Origin of the sequence: Flavobacterium galactosidilyticum (genome assembly GCF_020911945.1) — a bacterium.
Classification (GTDB): Bacteria; Bacteroidota; Bacteroidia; order Flavobacteriales; family Flavobacteriaceae; genus Flavobacterium; species Flavobacterium galactosidilyticum.
Genome location: NZ_CP087135.1, coordinates 1,719,656 through 1,738,897, shown reverse-complemented (window position 1 = coordinate 1,738,897; position 19,242 = coordinate 1,719,656). Strand labels below are relative to the sequence as shown.

Genomic DNA, 19,242 nt, shown 5'->3' with positions numbered 1-19,242 from the left:
GATGAAAAAAAATTTACTTTTCTTATTTGCTTTTATATCAATAACCTGCTTTGCTCAGTTAAGTAAGACACACTATATACCACCCTTAACTTCAAATAATAATTCTGCGGTAACTCCTCAAGACCATTATATTTATATCTCTACACCTAGTACTACTATTGTTAATTTTAAAATTATAGAAATTGGTGGAAATATAATAAACGAGACTGTTAGCAACAGCAATGCGTATAAGCACTACATAGGTAGCGGTATTAATACGCAACTATTTGTCACAAGTACTTCAACGGGAGTAGTTTCAAATAAAGGTTATATTATTGAAGCTGAAGGTTTGATATTTGCTAGTGTTAGAACTAATTCAGGTAACGGAAATCAGGCGGGAGGACTACTAGCAAAAGGCAATAGTGCTTTAGGTAAGCGATTTAGAGCTGGTGCAATGTTAAACACATCAAACATCGCTGGACTACTAAATTTCTTTTCAATTTTAGCTACCGAGAATAACACAACAATAACCATTTCAAATATTCTACCTGGAACCGTTTTAGCCGACGGAACTATTTTTGATGGGCCGGAAACTATCACTTTAAATAAAAATCAAAGTTATATTTTAGCAATCGATGGGCTTTCAGGCTTCAATTTAATTGGGGCCTTAATCGAGTCCGATAAAAATATAGTAGTCAATAGTGGATCATTTGGAGGAACTAACGATCCATCAAATGCTAGCACTTCAGGAAGAGATTTAGGCTTTGATCAAATCGTTGGCGCAGATAAAATTGGCGCCGAATACATTTTCATAAAAGGAAATGGTTTTAATGCAATAGAACGTGTTTTACTCATTGCAGACGAAGATAACACTGAAATTTTTGTTAATGGAAGCCCAACTGCCGTAGAAACTATCGAAGCTGGTCAAAAATATATCTTAGATGGAAGTGCTTTTACCAATGGTAGTTTATCCATAGAAACATCTAAAAAAGTATTTGCTTATCAAAGTATTGGAGAAAATTCTAATGCTAATCAAAATTTATTTTTTGTTCCACCGCTCAATTGTTCCACCCCAAAAGTGGTTGATAATATACCTGATATAGATAAAATTGGAAATAAATTTTTTAACGGTACTGTAAATATTGTTACTGAAACTGGTGCAACGGTTGAGATAGATAATAATCCAATTGTATCAACTCCTAGACCAATTGCCGGAAATTCCAATTTTGTATTTTACTCTCTTAATTCCCTTTCGGGAAATGTTAGCATAAAATCCAGTAAGCAAGTTTATGTTTCCTATTATGGGACTAACAACGTAGCCACTTACGGAGGATATTACTCCGGATTTGACTTAAAACCTGAGATTCTATTAGAAACTAATCTATCAGTAACAGGAAACTGTATTCCAAACATAACATTAAAAACTAATCCAGATCCAGATTATAGTTTTCAGTGGATTTTTAATGGTGTTGATATTCCTGGCGCAATATCCAACAGTATTCTCCCTACACAAGCTGGTTATTACCAAGTCAGAAGAAGTATCTTAAATTGTATTTCTACATTATCCGATAAAATCCCAGTTAGCATATGTCCTCCAGATACAGATGGAGACGGGGTAAACAATAATATTGATATTGACTTAGACAATGACGGGATACTAAATACTGTCGAATCTACTTCAAATTTTATAAATCAAAGTAACACACTTTTAGGAACGAATTTTAGTGGAGTAATTACAGGAGACGGTCCTATACTGGGGAAAACTAATTGGGGATTTCTATCTATCGTACCAGCGGGAATTACAAAATCGAATACCTATAGTATGACTTTTACCAATCCACGGTCTATAAGTTTTGAGTATATTACTGCAGATACCGCCACGCAAACAACTTCCGTAAGTGAATTGGCAAATAATGACGGTGATTTTGTTTTAAGAGTTGATCCATCACAAACACTAACACTAACAGATCCGGATGGGCAACTTGAGGTAGACACTAATTATGACGGGGTTTTTGAAAGCGGCGTTAAAGAATTTTCTTCTTTCGAAATCCGATTTAGATTAAAAGGAACTACTTCGCTCTTACCCGGAACAGGTACATTTAAAATCGAATCCTATCTTGCAAAGAAAGTAGAATTTATACACTATAATCTTTCAGATATAAATTCTAATAAAGCCACTTTTGTCATCAAAGAAATAATTACAAGAGACTCTGATAATGACAGTATCACAGATGATTTAGACACCGATACTGATAACGACGGTATTCCGGATACTATAGAAGCTCAGGGCAACGTTTCCGTGGCTATGTCAAACGCCGACACGAATAAAAACGGCTTAGATAATGCCTTGGAACCTGGATTTACACCAGTAGATACTGACTTAGATGGCGTTCCAGATTATTTAGATTTAGATAGCGATAATGATGGGATTTTAGATTCAGTTGAAACTGCTACTGACTTTGATGGCGACGGTATCAAAAATTATCGTGATTTAGATAGCGATGGCGATCTTTGTAATGACGTTATCGAAGCGGGTTTTCTTGATCCTGAAGGCGATGGAAGGTATGCAAGCTCTCCATTTACAGTAGATCCAAATGGATTGATTATTGGAGCACCTTATACTACGCCAAACGCAAACTATTTAATTGCCTCACCAATACTAATTACCATACAACCACAAGCTACTCCAACATGTGAACTTCAAAACACAGTTATTAACATTGTAGATAATGCAGAAACCTATCAATGGGAATTAAATTCAGGTTCAGGCTGGAATAATATTGTTAACGATGCAACGTACTCAGGAGTTACAACAAATAGTCTAGTTCTAACAAATGTAAAAAATATAATGAATGGCTATAAATATCGCGTTCAACTAAATAAAACAGGAAATAGCTGTAAATTATTATCGGATGAAACCACTCTAATTACTAATCCGCTTCCGATTGTTAATAATATATCTATAGTACAATGCGATGATGATTTAGATGGTCTTACCGCTTTTAATCTAACCATAAAAAATGTTTATATTTCCAGCACTTCTAATTCTGAAGATTTTACTTTTTATAAAAGTTTTGCTGGAGCAAACACGGAAGATCCTTTGCAATTGATTAATGACCCTTTAGCTTTCACAAATCAAATTTCATTTAACCAAACCGTTTGGGTAAGAATTGAAAATAGCTATGGATGTTTTAGCGTAGCGCAAATTGATTTAAAAATTTCAGCCACTTCAATTCCTAACACGTTCCAAAAAACATTTGAAACTTGTGATGATTATATAGATTCCTTAAACGATGATAAAGATGGAATCGCTACTTTTGATTTAAGTAGTGTCGCAACAGATATTAATAACATACTCCCAGTAGGAAACTACACTATAAATTATTACCAAAATCAAGCAGATGCTTTATCACAACTAAATGGAATCAATGACATTACAAATTATAGGAATAGCAGTCCAAATTCTCAACAAATATGGATACGAGTAGATAGCACGTTGGACAATGCCTGTTTTGGTATAGGCCCCTATATTAAACTCATAGTAAATCCAAAACCAAAAATAGACACCAACGAAGACCATAGTCAAGATCAACTAGTTTGCTCTAATGATCCCACTTTCGTCGTAACACTCTCTGCAGGAATTCAGGACGGTTCACCGGCTACTGATTACTCCTATATTTGGTCAAAAGATGGCGTGGTTTTACCCGATACAACCCCAACAATCATTGTTAATGCTGAAGGAAATTATACTGTTGAAGTAAGCACACTTTTAGGTTGCAGTAGCACTAGGAATATAAAAGTCACCGCATCAGACATAGCGACTATCACAACTATTGCTATTGTAGATTTTACCGATATAAATTCAGTAACTATCAATGTAACCGGAAAAGGCCTATACGAATACAGTCTCGATAATCCTTCAGGACCCTATCAGACCTATAACGTATTTAGCAATGTGCCTTCCGGTATTCATGATGTGTTTATAAATGACATCAATGGTTGTGGAACTGTAAGTAAAACTATTTCAGTAATTGGGATTCCTAAGTTTTTTACTCCAAACAACGATACATACAATGATTATTGGAACGTAAAAGGAATAAATTCAAATTTTAATCCAAATTCCACTATTTATATATTCGATAGATACGGTAAATTACTAAAACAATTGAACCCTTTAGGCCAAGGATGGGATGGCACTTTCAACGGTGCGCCACTACCTTCAGATGATTATTGGTACACTGTCAAGTTAGAAGATGGGCGCCAAGCTAAAGGACATTTCAGCCTAAAAAGATAATAAAATTATTTGGGCGTGCCACCATAAACAAAAAGGGCCAACTGATCATAATAGTGGGTTGGCCCTTTTCCTTATGCTGTCAGGCTATCCGCGCTACTTCGGTAGCAGGCTCCTATCCTTCACGCAATCAAAGTAGTAAACTAACATTTTTTAATTCCGGAAGACAATTAAAAACAAAAATCCCAAATTCCTATAATAGGAATTTGGGATTTTAAATATTGAAATTTCAAAGTCTTAGATTTTGAATCTTTTTCTATCAGTTTCAGTCAAATAGATTTTTCTCAAACGAATAGATTTTGGAGTTACCTCAACATATTCATCTTTTTGAATGTACTCTAATGCTTCCTCTAGAGAGAAAATAATTGGAGGAATAATTCTCGCTTTTTCATCATTTCCAGATGAACGTACGTTAGACTGCTTTTTCTCTTTAGTTACGTTAACACACATATCATCGCTACGTGAGTTTTCACCAATAACCTGTCCTTCGTAAATTTCAGCGTTTGGTTCAACAAAAAACTTACCACGATCTTGCAATTTATCAATAGAGTAAGGGATAGCTTTTCCTTTTTCCATAGAGATTAATGAACCTTTGTTACGTCCAGAAATTTCTCCTTTGTAAGGCTCATACCCTATGAATCGGTGTGCCATAATAGCCTCACCTGCAGTAGCAGTAAGCAATTGATTACGCAATCCAATGATTCCACGAGATGGAATATTGAATTTTACAACCATTCGGTCACCTTTAGTTTCCATACTCAACATTTCACCTTTACGCATAGTAACAAATTCTACCGCTCTACCTGAAAGGTTTTCTGGTAAATCGATTGTTAGTTCCTCGATAGGCTCACATTTTTTACCATCAATTTCTTTGATGATAACTTGTGGCTGACCAATTTGTAACTCATACCCTTCTCTTCTCATTGTTTCAATAAGAACAGATAAGTGAAGTACACCACGACCAAAAACCATAAACTTATCAGCTGAATCAGTTTCACCTAATTTCATTGCTAAGTTTTTCTCTAATTCTTTATTTAAACGTTCTCTAATATGACGAGAAGTTACAAATTTACCCTCTTTTCCAAAGAAAGGAGAATCATTAATTGTAAACAACATACTCATAGTTGGTTCGTCGATAGCAATAGATGCTAATCCTTCAGGGTTTTCATGATCAGCGATAGTATCACCAATTTCAAAACCTTCAACCCCAACAATTGCACAAATATCTCCAGCAATTACTTCTTGTACTTTTTTACGTCCAAGACCTTCAAAAGTATGTAATTCTTTAATTCTAGATTTTGAAACAGTACCATCTCTTTTTACTAAAGATATTGGCATTCCTTCTTTCAAAACTCCTCTTTCAAGACGACCAATAGCGATACGACCTGTAAAAGCAGAGAAATCTAAAGATGTAATTAACATTTGTGGAGTTCCTTCTGATACTTTAGGAGCTGGTACGTTAGCGATAACCATATCTAGTAATGGCTCGATATTTTCTGTTTGCACTTTCCAGTCATCAGACATCCAGTTGTTTTTAGCTGAACCATAAACAGTAGGGAAATCCAATTGCTCTTCAGTAGCACCTAATTCAAACATTAAATCAAAAACTTTTTCATGAACTTCTTCAGGAGTACAGTTTTCTTTATCAACTTTATTAATAACAACGCAAGGTTTTAGACCAAGATCTAACGCTTTTTGTAATACAAAACGTGTTTGTGGCATTGGCCCTTCAAAAGCATCTACAAGTAGACAAACTCCATCAGCCATGTTCAATACACGCTCTACTTCACCACCAAAATCGGCGTGACCAGGAGTGTCAATAATATTAATTTTTGTCCCTTTATACTGAACAGAAACGTTTTTAGACGTAATAGTAATACCTCTTTCACGCTCTAAGTCGTTATTATCAAGGATTAAATCACCTGAGTTTTCATTGTCACGAAATAGTTGACAGTGATACATAATTTTGTCAACCACTGTTGTTTTACCGTGATCGACGTGGGCAATAATTGCAATGTTTCTTATAGATTCCATCTGTGTTTTTTAATGGGCGCAAATGTACAATTTTTTTTTAAATAAATAACATTTACCAAATAGTTTCCATGTAACTAACGCATTAGCAACTAAAAACTCTTGCAAAAAAAAGTTCAAAATAAGTTAGTAATGATGTTTAATAATTAGACAATAATTATTTACATTTGAGTAATGAAAAGTAAAACGAATCAGGTAATCATCACCTACATACTTGTCTCTTTGTTTGTAGTTATTATTAGTCATAAAGCACTACAGCAAAACCATACTTATAATGAAAATAGTACATTTTACGCTTTTATCCAAGACATTCTCTTTGTACTTTTTACTGGTATAATTTTCAAATTTATTCTTTCTAAGAACGACCAGAGAAACCGCATTACATTTGAAAAGCTCAAAAAAACAAATAAAGAAATTAAAGAATCTAATGAAAAATATAATATTGTAGCAAAAGCTACAAGTGACACTATATGGGATTGGAAAATACAAGACAACAGCATCTCTTGGAACAAAGGGATAGAAAGTGTTTTTGGTTATTCACCAGAAGACGTAGGAAAAAGTTCTGATTGGTGGTTCGATAAAATTCATCCTGAGGACAGCATAAAAATGTCTATAAAACTATACTCGTTCATTGAACAAAAAACAGAGAACTGGCAAGATCAATATCGTTTTAGATGCGCTGATAACACTTATAAGTATGTTTTAGATAGGGGTTTTTTATTAAAAGACGATAATGGCAAAGCCATTAGAATGATTGGTGCAATTCAAGACATCACTAAACAAAAGGAAGAAGAACAAAGACTTAAGTTACTAGAAACCGTTATTACACAATCGAAAGATTCAATAATTATAACTGAACCAGATTCGGAAAATTTAACGATTCCAAAAATAATTTACGCCAACCCTGCTTTTACCAATATGTCTGGATATGAATCTGACGAAATCTTAGGAAAAACACCAGATATCTTCAAGGGACCAAATTCCGATGAGCAGGAATACTTTAAACTAATTAATGCAATAAAAGCGAAAAAAGAATGCCTTATAGAAACCATCAGTTATAAGAAAAGCAACGAAGAATATTGGGTTCGCTTCTCAATGATTCCAATTTACAATTCGGAAAATCAGGTATCACACTGGATTTCTATACAAAGAGATGTAACCGAAGAAAAAAATCAAGAAAAAGAAAAAGAAAAAGAACAGCTAATTCGTGAATTAACCCAAAACAATAAGGATTTAAAGCAATTTTCTTATATAACTTCACATAATTTGAGAGCACCATTGTCTAATTTAATTGGACTTTTAAATTTAATTGAAGACACTCCAAACGACAATCAAGAATTAAAAGAATTAATAGGCGGATTTAGCAAATCGACACATTTATTAAATGACACTATCAATGATTTAGCAAAAGTTATGATCATTAAAGACAATCCATCCATTCTAAAAGAAGAACTTTTACTGAAAGGAATTTTTGAAAATGTCTTCTGCCAACTAAATTCTCAAATTGAATTATACAAACCAATCATTAAACTTGATTTCGAAAAAGCAACTACACTTTATGTCAACAAAGCTTATATAGAGAGCATCTTAATGAATCTATTAACAAATTCTATAAAGTACAAATCTGAAAATAGAAAACTCAAAATATCCATAGCGACAAGCCAACTGAACGACGCGGTTATTTTAACTTTTAAAGACAACGGCATAGGAATTGATTTAGAACGCAACAAAGACAAAGTGTTTGGATTATACCAACGTTTTCATAACTACCCAGACAGTAAAGGGCTTGGATTATATTTAGTAAAATCTCAGGTGGAAACTATGGGTGGAATTATCGACATCGAAAGCCAAGTCAATAAAGGAACTATATTCACATTAATATTCAAAAACAAACAATAATGCTAAACCAAATTTTATGCGTTGATGATGACCCAATAACCTTAATGCTATGCAAAAAAGTAATTACTAAAGCTTCGTTTACTAATGAAATCTTCACTTTTCAAAATGGTCAGGAAGCACTTCAATACTTCAACACCATTAAATACTCAAACAATAAAGACAAACCTTCGCTTAAACCAGAACTTATATTTTTAGACTTAAATATGCCTGTAATGGGAGGCTGGGAGTTTTTAGATCATTTTATTACTCCAGAATACGCAGAATTCCACTCTATAAAAGTTATTATACTATCCTCAACCATTGATCCAGAAGACCAGGAGAAATCAAAAAACTATCCAATGGTAATAGACTTTTTGTCAAAACCGATAACTGTAATTATGCTAGAATATTTAAAAAGCAAACTTGGTTAAAAATGTTTGTATACAAAAAAAAGCTCTCAATAAATTAAGAGCTTTTTTTTGTATCAAATAAATTGTGTTAATTACAATTTAGCAACAAGTTTCGTTAATTTAGATTTTAAATTAGAAGCTTTGTTATCATGGATAATATTCTTTTTAGCTAATTTATCAATCATAGAAATAACAGTAGACAATTTAGATGTAGCATCATTTTTGTCAGTAGCTATTCTTAATGCTTTAATTGCATTACGAGTAGTTTTGTGTTGGTATCTATTTAATACTCTCTTCTTTTCGCTAGTTCTGATTCTCTTTAGAGCTGATTTATGATTTGCCATTATATTGCTTTTTTTCTTTTACTAATTTTTTTGTAGTCCGTAAGGGAATCGAACCCCTGTTACCAAGACGAAATCTTGGCGTCCTAACCCCTAGACGAACGGACCATTATCCCCTAAGTTTTCTCAATATAAAATTGAATTTTGTAGCCCGTAGCGGAATCGAACCGCTCTTACATGGATGAAAACCATGCGTCCTAACCGATAGACGAACGGGCCATTTTATCCCTCTGAGTTCAGGATGACTTTAATTTGCAAGAAAATTAGTAGCCCGTAGCGGAATCGAACCGCTCTTACATGGATGAAAACCATGCGTCCTAACCGATAGACGAACGGGCCCTGCTTCTCTAATGCGGATGCAAAAATACAACTATTTTTGAAACGTACAATAGCTTACGCAAAAAAAATATTTTTTTTTTAGTAAGCCTTAGCAAATAACACTCTTCCTACTGAACTTTTCCCAGTAAACACACAGCTTCCCGCCTCTAAAACTCTATCTAGAGGAATACATCTTATAGTTGCTTTAGTCAAGTCTTTAATCTTCTCTTCAGTAGCTGCAGTACCATCCCAATGTGCTGACACAAAACCTCCTTTAGTTTCTAAAACCGATTTAAACTCATCAAAATTATTTACTTCAGTGATATGAGAATTTTTATAATCGAGTGCTTTATTAAACAAATCTTGCTGAATTTGAGTCAATAAATCACTGATATATACTTCAATTGCTTCTTTAGAAACGACCTCCTTTGTCAACGTATCGCGCCTTGCAATCTCAAATGTTCCGTTTTCTAAATCTTTAGGACCTACTGCGATTCTAACAGGAACTCCTTTTAATTCCCACTCTGCAAATTTAAAACCAGGTTTTTGAGTAGTTCTATCATCAAATTTTACCGAAATATTTAGTTTGCGCAACGCTGCAGTTAAAACAGCTACTTCAGCAGAGATAGCAGCCAATTGCTCATCCGTTTTGTAAATAGGAACAATCACTACTTGTATAGGAGCTAAATTTGGAGGAAGCACTAAACCTTGATCATCTGAATGAGTCATTACTAAAGCACCCATCAAACGAGTAGAAACTCCCCATGAGGTTCCCCAAACATACTCTTGCTTCCCTTCGGCACTAGCAAATTTCACATCAAATGCTTTTGCGAAATTTTGACCTAAAAAGTGAGAAGTTCCCGCTTGTAATGCTTTCCCATCTTGCATTAACGCCTCGATACAATACGTTTCTTCTGCGCCAGCAAAACGTTCTGTTTCTGTTTTTAATCCTTTTACAACTGGTATTGCCATAAATTTTTGAGCAAAATCAGCATATACATTCATCATTTTCTCTGATTCCTCTACCGCCTCTGCTTTTGTAGCGTGAGCAGTATGTCCTTCTTGCCACAAAAATTCAGCTGTTCTAAGAAAAAGACGTGTACGCATTTCCCAACGAACCACATTCGCCCATTGATTGATTAACAAAGGTAAATCTCTATACGATTGAACCCATCCTTTATATGTTGACCAAATTATAGCTTCACTCGTAGGACGAACTATCAATTCCTCTTCCAATTTCGCATTAGGATCAACCATCAATTTTCCGGGTTTATCTGGATCATTCTTCAATCTATAATGCGTTACAATAGCACATTCTTTAGCGAATCCTTCTGCATTTTTCTCCTCGGCTTCAAACATACTTTTAGGAACAAAAAGTGGAAAATAAGCATTTTGATGCCCAGTTTCTTTAAACATTCGATCCAATTCTGCCTGCATTTTTTCCCATATCGCATAACCGTACGGCTTGATAACCATACAGCCTCTAACTCCTGAATTTTCGGCTAAATCGGCTTTGACAACCAATTCGTTATACCATTTTGAATAATCTTCTGATCTCTTAGTTAAGTTCTTACTCATACTGAATAGTTTGGCATAAATTTTGCATTAATAATTTTACGTAAATAGTTCGACAAAACTAACTATTTTTGTAATGTGCAACAATAAAAAACTCCATAGATATGAAAACTAATACTGTTTCTCCGAAAAATACATCAATATATTACATTGTTGGTTTTTTGAGTGTCTTATTGACATCCTGTGGCTCCTACCAAAATAGCTCTTACTATGATTCTGACGGGATTTATGGTAACACCGCAAATGTTACTGTTGGAAGAGAGCCTCAAAACAATCTATACGATCAAAATCAATACAAAGAGTATTTCAACTCTCTGCAAAATAACAATGAATCTGCTGAAATTTTCACAAATGTAGATAATTACAGTAGCTATGATTTAGATAATAATTCAGACCAAAATAATGACAGCAGTTATCCCGGTTGGGGTAGCAACCCTCAAACTGTTAGCATAAACTATTATGATAGCGGGTGGGCAATGAATAATTGGTACGGCAATAATTGGTATGGTAATGGTTGGTACAGAAACGGATACTATGGGAATAATTGGTACGGCAATAACTTCGGTTGGAATTATGGGTACGGCTGGGGAGTGAACATAGGTTTTGGTTGGAATAACTGGTATGGAAATAATTGGTATGGAAACGGATATTACGGAAATGGCTACTACGGAAATAATTGGGGCTATCCTCATTATTACGATAATAGAACACGTTCCTACAATACAGGTCGAAGAGGTTCTTCATACAATAATTCTGGATCAGGCATAAATGCGCGAAATTCAAGTAATTATTCCAGAACACAAGATAATACAATTAGCAGAAGAGCTATAAATTCAGAGAATAGACAAAGCACGGATTTTAATAGAAACTCAACCAACAGAACGAGTCCAACTTTTTCGAGAAATCCACAGCAAGATAATAACAGTCGAAATAATAATCAAAATAGCAGTCAATCCGCACCTAGAAGAGGAAACATTAATAATGGGCGTTCTGAAAGTAACACACCTGCGCGTTCATACACGCCAGCACCAAGAAGTGAAGATAATTCTAGATCATACACCCCCAGTTCAAACAGCAACTCCAGATCATCCGGAGGTGAAGTAAGATCTTCAGGTGGATCAATGAGGTCTTCAGGCGGAGGAAGCAGAGGCGGTAGAGGATAATAAAAGTTCAATTACCTTTTTTACAGTATTAAATTATAACCTTCAAATCACATGAAAAAATATATATTCTTATTCGCACTAGGCTTTACCGCTAGCATTGCACAATCTCAAGAAATTTCTGATGCATTACTTTATTCTCAAGAAAATTTGAATGGTACCGCACGATTTAGAGCAATGAGTGGTGCTTTTGGTGCACTTGGAGGTGATTTATCTTCAATTAATGTAAACCCTGCGGGGTCAGCGGTTTTTTCAAACAATCAAATGGGACTGACTTTAAGTAGTTTTAATACTAAAAACAATTCAGATTACTTTGGCACTAAAACTTCTGATAAAGAAAACTCTCTCGATTTGAATCAAGCAGGAGCTGTATTTGTATTCAACAATAGAAGTGGCAGCAATTGGAGAAAAATCTCAGTAGCAGTTAACTATGAAAACACGAATAATTTTGAAAACAGATTATTCTCGGCAGGAACAAACCCAAATAACTCTATCGACAAATACTTTTTGAGCTATGCTAATACCGGAAATAATGGAGCTCCGATACCTCAAGAATTTGTAAATAGAAAAACTGGAGAATCAATTTCAGATTTATATTCTTATTTAGGAAGCAATTTACCTTACGGTTTTGCAGCACAACAAGCTATGATTGCTTTTTACGATCAAGGTTTTATAATTGACGCTAATGACGTTAATAATCCTAACAGCACGTACTCCTCTATGGTTCCGACAGGAGGAAATTACTACCAAGAAAACTCAGTAGCTAGCACTGGATATAACGGAAAATTATCATTTAATGGCGCTACTTCTTATAAAGACAAACTGTATCTTGGATTAAATTTAAACTCACATTTTACAGATTTACAAAAGACCTCTCGTTTTTATGAAGATAACAACGCACCACTAACTAATGATTACACGGTTTCGCAAGTACAATTTGACAACACGTTAAATACGTACGGAACTGGATTTTCATTCCAAGCGGGAGCGATTGCTAAATTAACAAATGAATTTCGTATTGGATTGGCTTATGAATCACCAACTTGGTATACCTTAAATGATGAGCTTTCACAAAAACTAACTGTAGTAAGTAGTGCGGCAAATGTAAATGATGTAACTGATGTTGTAGATCCTAGAGTCGTTAACATATATGAAGCTTATAAACTGCAAACTCCTAGTAAAATGACCGGTAGTTTAGCTTATATATTCGGAAAATCTGGTCTTATTAGTGTTGATTACGCCATGAAAGATTATAGCAAAACCAAATTCAAACCAGGGTATGGCGCGTTGAATAACGAATTAAATACATTACTAGATACCGCAGGAGAATTAAGAATAGGTGCCGAATACAGAATTAATGCCGTAAGTTTAAGAGGTGGATATCGCTATGAGCAAAGCCCTTATAAAAATGCTGTGACTATTGGAGATTTAACTGGTTATTCAGCTGGTTTGGGTTACAATTTTGGCTCAACTAAATTAGACTTAGCCTATTCATACGCTAAGAGAAATTCTCAACAAGGATTTTTTGGTCAAGGCTTTACTGATGGAGCAAAAATTGATGCCATCAATAACAATGTATCATTATCTCTGTTATTTGAATTATAAGAAAAATTAAAAAATTGAATTTACAATCCGTTTCCACATTAAGAAACGGATTTTTTTTAGTCCTGACCTTACATAAAATCACATTGCATAGTCTAGGTTTACTTTCAATTCTAATAAAAAACATCCTGATAATGAATTTCTAAAAAATTAAATAGAAACTGAAACAAGTTCATTTTAAATAATTATTGTAATTTTGCAAATTCCCAAAATATCGGGATTCTAATGTTATGAGAACGAAGTCTTTAAAAAAGAATAAAATAAATGTGATCACTCTTGGGTGCTCAAAGAATGTATATGACAGTGAAGTGCTTATGGGTCAGCTTCGCGCAAGCGGAAAAGACGTAGCACATGAAGCTCCTGAAGCCGAAGAAGGCAATATTATTGTTATCAATACTTGTGGATTCATTGACAATGCTAAGGCTGAGTCAATAAATATGATTCTGGAATATGCTGATAAAAAAGAAAGAGGTTTAGTTGATAAAGTATTCGTTACAGGATGTTTATCTGAACGCTACAGACCTGACTTAGAGAAAGAAATACCTAATGTGGATCAGTTTTTTGGAACCACAGAGTTGCCAGGATTATTAAAAGCTTTAGGAGCTGACTATAAGCATGAATTATTAGGAGAGCGTTTGACAACAACCCCTAAAAATTATGCGTATTTAAAAATCTCTGAGGGTTGTGACCGACCTTGTAGTTTTTGTGCTATTCCATTAATGCGTGGAAAAAATGTTTCGCAAACCATTGAAAAATTGGTTAAGGAATCTGAAGGTCTAGCTAAAAACGGTGTAAAAGAATTGATTCTGATTGCTCAAGATTTGACTTATTACGGTTTAGATATATACAAAAAAAGAGCTTTAGGAGAATTACTAGAAGCTTTAGTAAAAGTAGAAGGTATTGAATGGATTCGTTTACATTATGCATTCCCAACTGGTTTCCCAATGGATGTTTTGGAAATCATGAAGCGCGAGCCTAAAATTTGTAATTATTTAGATATTCCATTGCAACACGTTTCAGATTCTATCTTGAAATCAATGCGTCGTGGAACCACCCAAGAAAAAACTACCAAATTATTGAAAACCTTCCGTGAAGCAGTTCCTGGAATGGCTATTCGTACTACTCTGATTGTAGGATATCCTGGAGAAACGCAAGAAGATTTCAATACTCTAAAAGACTTTGTTCAGGAAATGAAGTTTGACAGAATGGGTTGTTTTGCTTATTCTCATGAAGAAAACACACATGCTTATTTACTAGAAGATGATGTTCCAGACAATGTAAAACAAGAGCGTGCGAATGAAATCATGGAACTGCAGTCTCAAATTTCTTGGGATTTAAATCAAGAAAAGGTAGGTATGACATTCAAATGTATCATAGATAGAAAAGAAGGCGCCCATTTTGTAGGACGTACTGAATTTGACAGTCCAGATGTAGATAATGAAGTTTTAATAGACGCTTCAAAATATTATTTAAAAACAGGTGATTTTGCGATGATAAAGATTATTGAAGCAACAGAATTTGATTTATACGGAGAACCAGCTTAAATTTGTAATAATTTATTTAATAATGCTAATTATGAAACTACTTCAAACCATATTACTTGCTCTATTTGTAATAGTATTTTCCGACACTGTTTCCGCACAATACGGCAATGGATACAATAACGGCTACGGTAGTGGTTATGGTAATGGCTATGGCAACGGTCGCCGCATGAATAGCGGAATGGATCAGTCCATGTCACAGCAAAAACCGAAAGAAATCCCTGTTGAAGTTACAGTTGCTAAAATAATGGAGCAATTAAAACCAGCACTTAATCTTGATGAACTTCAAGTGATTGCTATATCTAATATTGTGAGTGAAAACATTAGAACACAAGGAATGCTTTTAAAAGCTGAAACTAGTCAGGAAGATAAAATGACAAATATTAAAGCGCTCTCTGAAGCTACCGATAGAAAAATAACGGAATTACTGAACAAAGATCAAAAGGAAAAGTATGTTTTACTGAATGAAGAATCAAAAAGTCCTAAAAAATCTAAAAAGAAGAAATCAGAATAAGATATCACAGTGTTTCGTTAAATAAATATTATGACAAAAATTTTTTATTACCTACTTTTCGCTCTTATAATCACTTCCTGCGCTACTAATCCGTACAAAAAAAGCGAGAAAGTGTATGACGAAACCCTTAAAACATTGAAAGAAACTATTTCTAGTAAAGAGACAGTTGCTTTACCAGTTGTTAATACATACAAAATTACAGACAACCGTTCGTACGCAGAGAAATTAATTAATGCAAAAGATTCTATTTCAAAAATGAGTCTTACAATATTGAAAAATGGCGTAAATACAGAATGGATTAGTACTGTAAATTTTAATTTAAGGAAACCTAATTTTGTTATCATTCACCATACCGCACAAGATTCTATCCAACAAACCATAAAAACATTTACACTAGCTCGCACGCAAGTAAGTGCTCATTATGTTATAGGTGATGACGGTCGTGTTGTACAAATGCTGAACGACTATCTAAGAGCTTGGCATGCTGGGAATGGCTCTTGGGGCAAAAATACAGATATCAATTCTGCATCAATAGGAATTGAACTTGATAATAATGGTTCAGAGCCGTTTTCTGAAGCACAAATTAATAGCTTATTAGCTCTTTTAACGAAATTGAAAAAAGACTATAATATTCCAGATCAAAATATCATAGGTCACTCTGATATCGCTCCAAGAAGAAAAGTTGATCCAAGCGTATTATTCCCTTGGCAAACACTAGCTGAAAAAGGATTCGGAATTTGGCCAGACGAAGTCTTAGAATCTGCTCCTGCTGATTTTAATGTAGAGCAAGCTTTAAGAATTATAGGTTATAATACTAAAAATTTAGCAGCGGCTATTAGTGCTTTCAAATTACATTTCATTCAAACTGATTTAACTCCCCTTTTGGATGAAAAAACAATAAACACGATTTATAACATTTATAAAAAACAGTAGTGTTTTTTATAAAAAAAAATAAAAAACGAGAGTAGACTTTGTTAAGACAAATTCTACTCTCGTTTTTTTATTAATGAATTATTAGATAGTGATAGGATAATTATCCAATCTTATTATTCAATAACTACTGATTTCATATTCACAAATTCTTTGATTCCAACAGCTCCTAACTCCCTACCATATCCAGATTTTTTCACTCCTCCAAAAGGAACTCTAGAATCAGAACGAACAAGAGAATTAACAAAAACGTTTCCTGCTTCTATATTTCTCGCGATTTTGTATGCTTTCTCTCGATCTTCAGTCCAAATTGCAGCTGCCAAGCCATAGCGGTGATTATTTGCAATTGCTACAGCATCATTTTCGTCTTTGGCTCTAATAACAGTTGCTAGTGGTCCAAAAGTTTCTTCCTGAAAAGCAACAGAATCTACGGCTACAAAATCAATTAAAGTTGGTTGAAAATTACAATTTTCGTACTCTCCTCCTACTACTAGTTTAGCACCTTGTTTTAAAGATTTCTCTAATTGAGAAGCTAAAGTTTCAGCTAAATCTAATCGAGCTAAAGGTCCTAAATGAATTCCTTTTTTCAATGGATCACCTTGCTGTAACGATTGCATACTTTTAGCAAAAAGAGAAACAAATTCATCTGCTACTTTTTCCGTAACGATAAAACGTTTCGCACAAATACAGGCTTGACCAGCGTTTAACATTCTGGAATGTGCAGCCACTTCAGCAGCTTTCTCCAGATTAGCATCATTCAAAACGATAAAAGCATCAGATCCTCCTAACTCCATGACGGTCTTTTTGATGTGCTTTCCAGCCAATGCAGCAACCGAAGACCCAGCTCCTTCACTACCAGTCAAAGTAATTCCGTGTACAATATCAGCTGCAATTACACTTTCTACCTGACCTATTTCAATACCTATATGTTGGAAAACACCTTCGGGAAAACCAGCTTCTAGAAAAGCGTTTTCAATAGCTTTGGCACAACCGATCACATTTGAAGCATGTTTCAACAGCGTTACATTACCCGCCATAATCGCAGGAGCAGCATAACGTAGTACTTGCCAAAAAGGATAATTCCATGGCATTACTGCAAAAACAGCTCCCATAGGATCATAAACCGACATGCTTTTGAACGGTGTGTCATAATATACATCTTTTAACATTTGCTCCGCATGCTCTGCGTAATAATCACAATTTGAAGCTGACTTTTCAACCTCACCAATACTTTCAGAAATGATTTTACCCATCTCGCTTGTAATGATCAGTCCTAATTTTTCTTTATTCGCCCTTAAAATATTGGCTAACTTTTGCATTTTATCTGCTCTTTCTTGAGAAGAAGTATTCTTCCAATTTTTGAAAGCAGTTTCAGCTAGTTCTAATTTTTTATTAAGCTGGCTATTTGTCAATGCTTCATATTCGGCAATTATTTCTTGCGAAAATGGGTTAATGGATTTGAATGTCATCTTTCTTATTTTAAATTGTTTCAGAAGAAAATCTCCTTAGAATTATTATTTTTTTTTACCCATATAAGAAATGCAAGAGAATTAATGATTAAAATCAATTTTAATAACTTTCGTTATACAAAAAATCGAACAGTACTTACAATAAAATTTCTTCAATGGTTATTAATTCATCTTTGGAGAAATCCAAATTATGCAAACTATCGATGTTATTATGCAATTGATTTACAGAACTCGCACCAATCAAAACTGAAGTAATTCGTTTATCTTTCAGGATCCAAGCTAAGGCCATTTGTGCTAAAGATTGATTTCTACTTTTTGCTATTTCATTCAGTGCTATAATTTTCCCAACTTTTTCCTCCGATATTTCCTCTAATTTCAAATGTCCGTTTGGATTAAAAGCTCTTGAATCTTCAGGAATACCTTTTAGATATTTATTCGTTAAAAGTCCTTGCGCCAAAGGAGAAAAAGCAATGCAACCTACTCCTTTTTCTTCAAGAACATCTAACAAACCATCTTCTGGTTGTCTAACAAACATCGAATATTTCGCTTGGTGAATCAAACAAGGAGTCCCCAAACGTTTTAGTATTTCTGTAGCTTGCGCAGTTTGTTCTGGATTGTAATTAGAAATTCCTGCATACAACGCTTTACCACTTCTAACCGCATAATCTAAAGCCATCATTGTTTCTTCCAACGGAGTTTCAGGATCAAATCGATGCGAATAAAAAATATCTACATAATCTAGATTCATACGTTTTAAACTTTGATCTAAACTCGACAATAGATATTTTCGAGATCCCCAGTCGCCATAAGGACCATCCCACATAGTGTAACCCGCTTTTGTAGAAATCACTATTTCATCCCGCAGATTTCCTTGAAAATTATTTTTTAATATAGTACCAAAATTAGTTTCGGCTGAACCTGGAACGGGTCCGTAATTATTAGCTAAGTCAAAATGAGTAATCCCTTTTTCAAACGCAGCTTTAACGATAGTTTCTCCATTTTCGAAATTATCTACTGACCCAAAATTATGCCATAATCCTAAAGAAATTTGTGGTAATAACAAACCACTTTTGCCACATCTATTGTATTTCATTGTATGTGTTTTTTAAACTAAAAATCTTGATTATTCAAAGTTAAGCTAACCATTTTAGTTTTTACTTTATTTAATTCTAATAATTTTAAAATAAAGTCATAAAAAAACCA

13 protein-coding genes and 3 tRNA genes are annotated in these 19,242 nt (G+C 34.2%); 8 read left to right on the top strand and 8 right to left on the bottom strand.

The window, feature by feature from the left end; all coding sequences use genetic code 11:
- Nucleotide 1 precedes the first annotated feature (1 nt).
- The gene (locus tag LNP27_RS07625; RefSeq protein WP_229944002.1) at nucleotides 2-4,273 is read left to right on the top strand and encodes a T9SS type B sorting domain-containing protein; all 4,272 of its coding nucleotides are present in this window, start codon (nucleotides 2-4) and stop codon (nucleotides 4,271-4,273) included.
- A 234-nt stretch (nucleotides 4,274-4,507) separates the two neighbouring features.
- Here LNP27_RS07625 and typA read toward each other — a convergent pair whose 3' ends face one another.
- Nucleotides 4,508-6,304 carry a translational GTPase TypA gene (typA, locus tag LNP27_RS07620; protein ID WP_229944000.1) on the bottom strand — a complete coding sequence of 599 codons (1,797 nt, stop codon included), beginning with the start codon at nucleotides 6,302-6,304 and terminating at the stop codon, nucleotides 4,508-4,510.
- Nucleotides 6,305-6,475: 171 nt separating this feature from the next.
- On the opposite strand from typA, the gene LNP27_RS07615 reads away from it, so the two are divergent.
- Both LNP27_RS07615 and LNP27_RS07610 read left to right on the top strand, forming a co-directional pair.
- Nucleotides 6,476-8,200: a PAS domain-containing sensor histidine kinase gene (locus tag LNP27_RS07615; protein ID WP_229943999.1), complete on the top strand. Its 1,725-nt coding sequence runs from the start codon at nucleotides 6,476-6,478 to the stop codon at nucleotides 8,198-8,200.
- Entirely contained in the window at nucleotides 8,200-8,610 is a 411-nt protein-coding gene (locus LNP27_RS07610) for a response regulator (protein ID WP_229943997.1), read from the top strand. Before LNP27_RS07615 ends, LNP27_RS07610 begins: the two co-directional genes overlap by 1 nt.
- A 71-nt stretch (nucleotides 8,611-8,681) precedes the next feature.
- Here LNP27_RS07610 and rpsT read toward each other — a convergent pair whose 3' ends face one another.
- The 5 genes from rpsT to proS form a co-directional block, all read right to left on the bottom strand.
- On the bottom strand, nucleotides 8,682-8,933 hold the full coding sequence (rpsT, locus tag LNP27_RS07605; RefSeq protein ID WP_229943996.1) for a 30S ribosomal protein S20: 252 nt from the start codon (nucleotides 8,931-8,933) through the stop codon (nucleotides 8,682-8,684).
- Nucleotides 8,934-8,966: 33 nt separating this feature from the next.
- A tRNA-Glu gene (locus LNP27_RS07600) sits at nucleotides 8,967-9,038 on the bottom strand.
- 39 nt (nucleotides 9,039-9,077) lie between these two features.
- Nucleotides 9,078-9,149: transfer RNA gene (locus LNP27_RS07595), tRNA-Glu, on the bottom strand.
- A gap of 48 nt (nucleotides 9,150-9,197) precedes the next feature.
- Nucleotides 9,198-9,269 (bottom strand) — tRNA-Glu (locus LNP27_RS07590).
- Nucleotides 9,270-9,347: 78 nt separating this feature from the next.
- Nucleotides 9,348-10,826: a proline--tRNA ligase gene (gene proS / locus LNP27_RS07585; protein ID WP_229943994.1), complete on the bottom strand. Its 1,479-nt coding sequence runs from the start codon at nucleotides 10,824-10,826 to the stop codon at nucleotides 9,348-9,350.
- Between the two features lie 101 nt (nucleotides 10,827-10,927).
- Here proS and LNP27_RS07580 point away from each other — a divergent pair, with 101 nt between their 5' ends.
- The 5 genes from LNP27_RS07580 to LNP27_RS07560 all read left to right on the top strand — a co-directional run bounded on the left by LNP27_RS07580 (nucleotide 10,928) and on the right by LNP27_RS07560 (nucleotide 16,573).
- The gene (locus LNP27_RS07580; RefSeq protein WP_229943992.1) at nucleotides 10,928-11,986 is read left to right on the top strand and encodes a hypothetical protein; all 1,059 of its coding nucleotides are present in this window, start codon (nucleotides 10,928-10,930) and stop codon (nucleotides 11,984-11,986) included.
- A 51-nt stretch (nucleotides 11,987-12,037) separates the two neighbouring features.
- Entirely contained in the window at nucleotides 12,038-13,588 is a 1,551-nt protein-coding gene (locus LNP27_RS07575) for an OmpP1/FadL family transporter (RefSeq protein WP_229943991.1), read from the top strand.
- Between the two features lie 227 nt (nucleotides 13,589-13,815).
- Nucleotides 13,816-15,129, top strand: coding sequence for a 30S ribosomal protein S12 methylthiotransferase RimO (rimO, locus tag LNP27_RS07570; RefSeq protein WP_229943990.1), 1,314 nt, complete (start codon nucleotides 13,816-13,818; stop codon nucleotides 15,127-15,129).
- Nucleotides 15,130-15,160: 31 nt separating this feature from the next.
- Nucleotides 15,161-15,640 (top strand): hypothetical protein, encoded by a 480-nt coding sequence (locus tag LNP27_RS07565; protein ID WP_229943989.1) that lies wholly within the window; start codon nucleotides 15,161-15,163, stop codon nucleotides 15,638-15,640.
- 27 nt (nucleotides 15,641-15,667) lie between these two features.
- Nucleotides 15,668-16,573 carry an N-acetylmuramoyl-L-alanine amidase gene (locus tag LNP27_RS07560; protein ID WP_428979018.1) on the top strand — a complete coding sequence of 302 codons (906 nt, stop codon included), beginning with the start codon at nucleotides 15,668-15,670 and terminating at the stop codon, nucleotides 16,571-16,573.
- Nucleotides 16,574-16,686: 113 nt separating this feature from the next.
- Here LNP27_RS07560 and LNP27_RS07555 read toward each other — a convergent pair whose 3' ends face one another.
- Together LNP27_RS07555 and LNP27_RS07550 are read right to left on the bottom strand one after the other, a co-directional pair.
- Nucleotides 16,687-18,039: an NAD-dependent succinate-semialdehyde dehydrogenase gene (locus LNP27_RS07555; protein WP_229943987.1), complete on the bottom strand. Its 1,353-nt coding sequence runs from the start codon at nucleotides 18,037-18,039 to the stop codon at nucleotides 16,687-16,689.
- 136 nt (nucleotides 18,040-18,175) lie between these two features.
- Nucleotides 18,176-19,132, bottom strand: a complete 957-nt coding sequence (locus LNP27_RS07550; protein WP_229943986.1) for an aldo/keto reductase — start codon at nucleotides 19,130-19,132, stop codon at nucleotides 18,176-18,178.
- Nucleotides 19,133-19,242 lie beyond the last annotated feature (110 nt).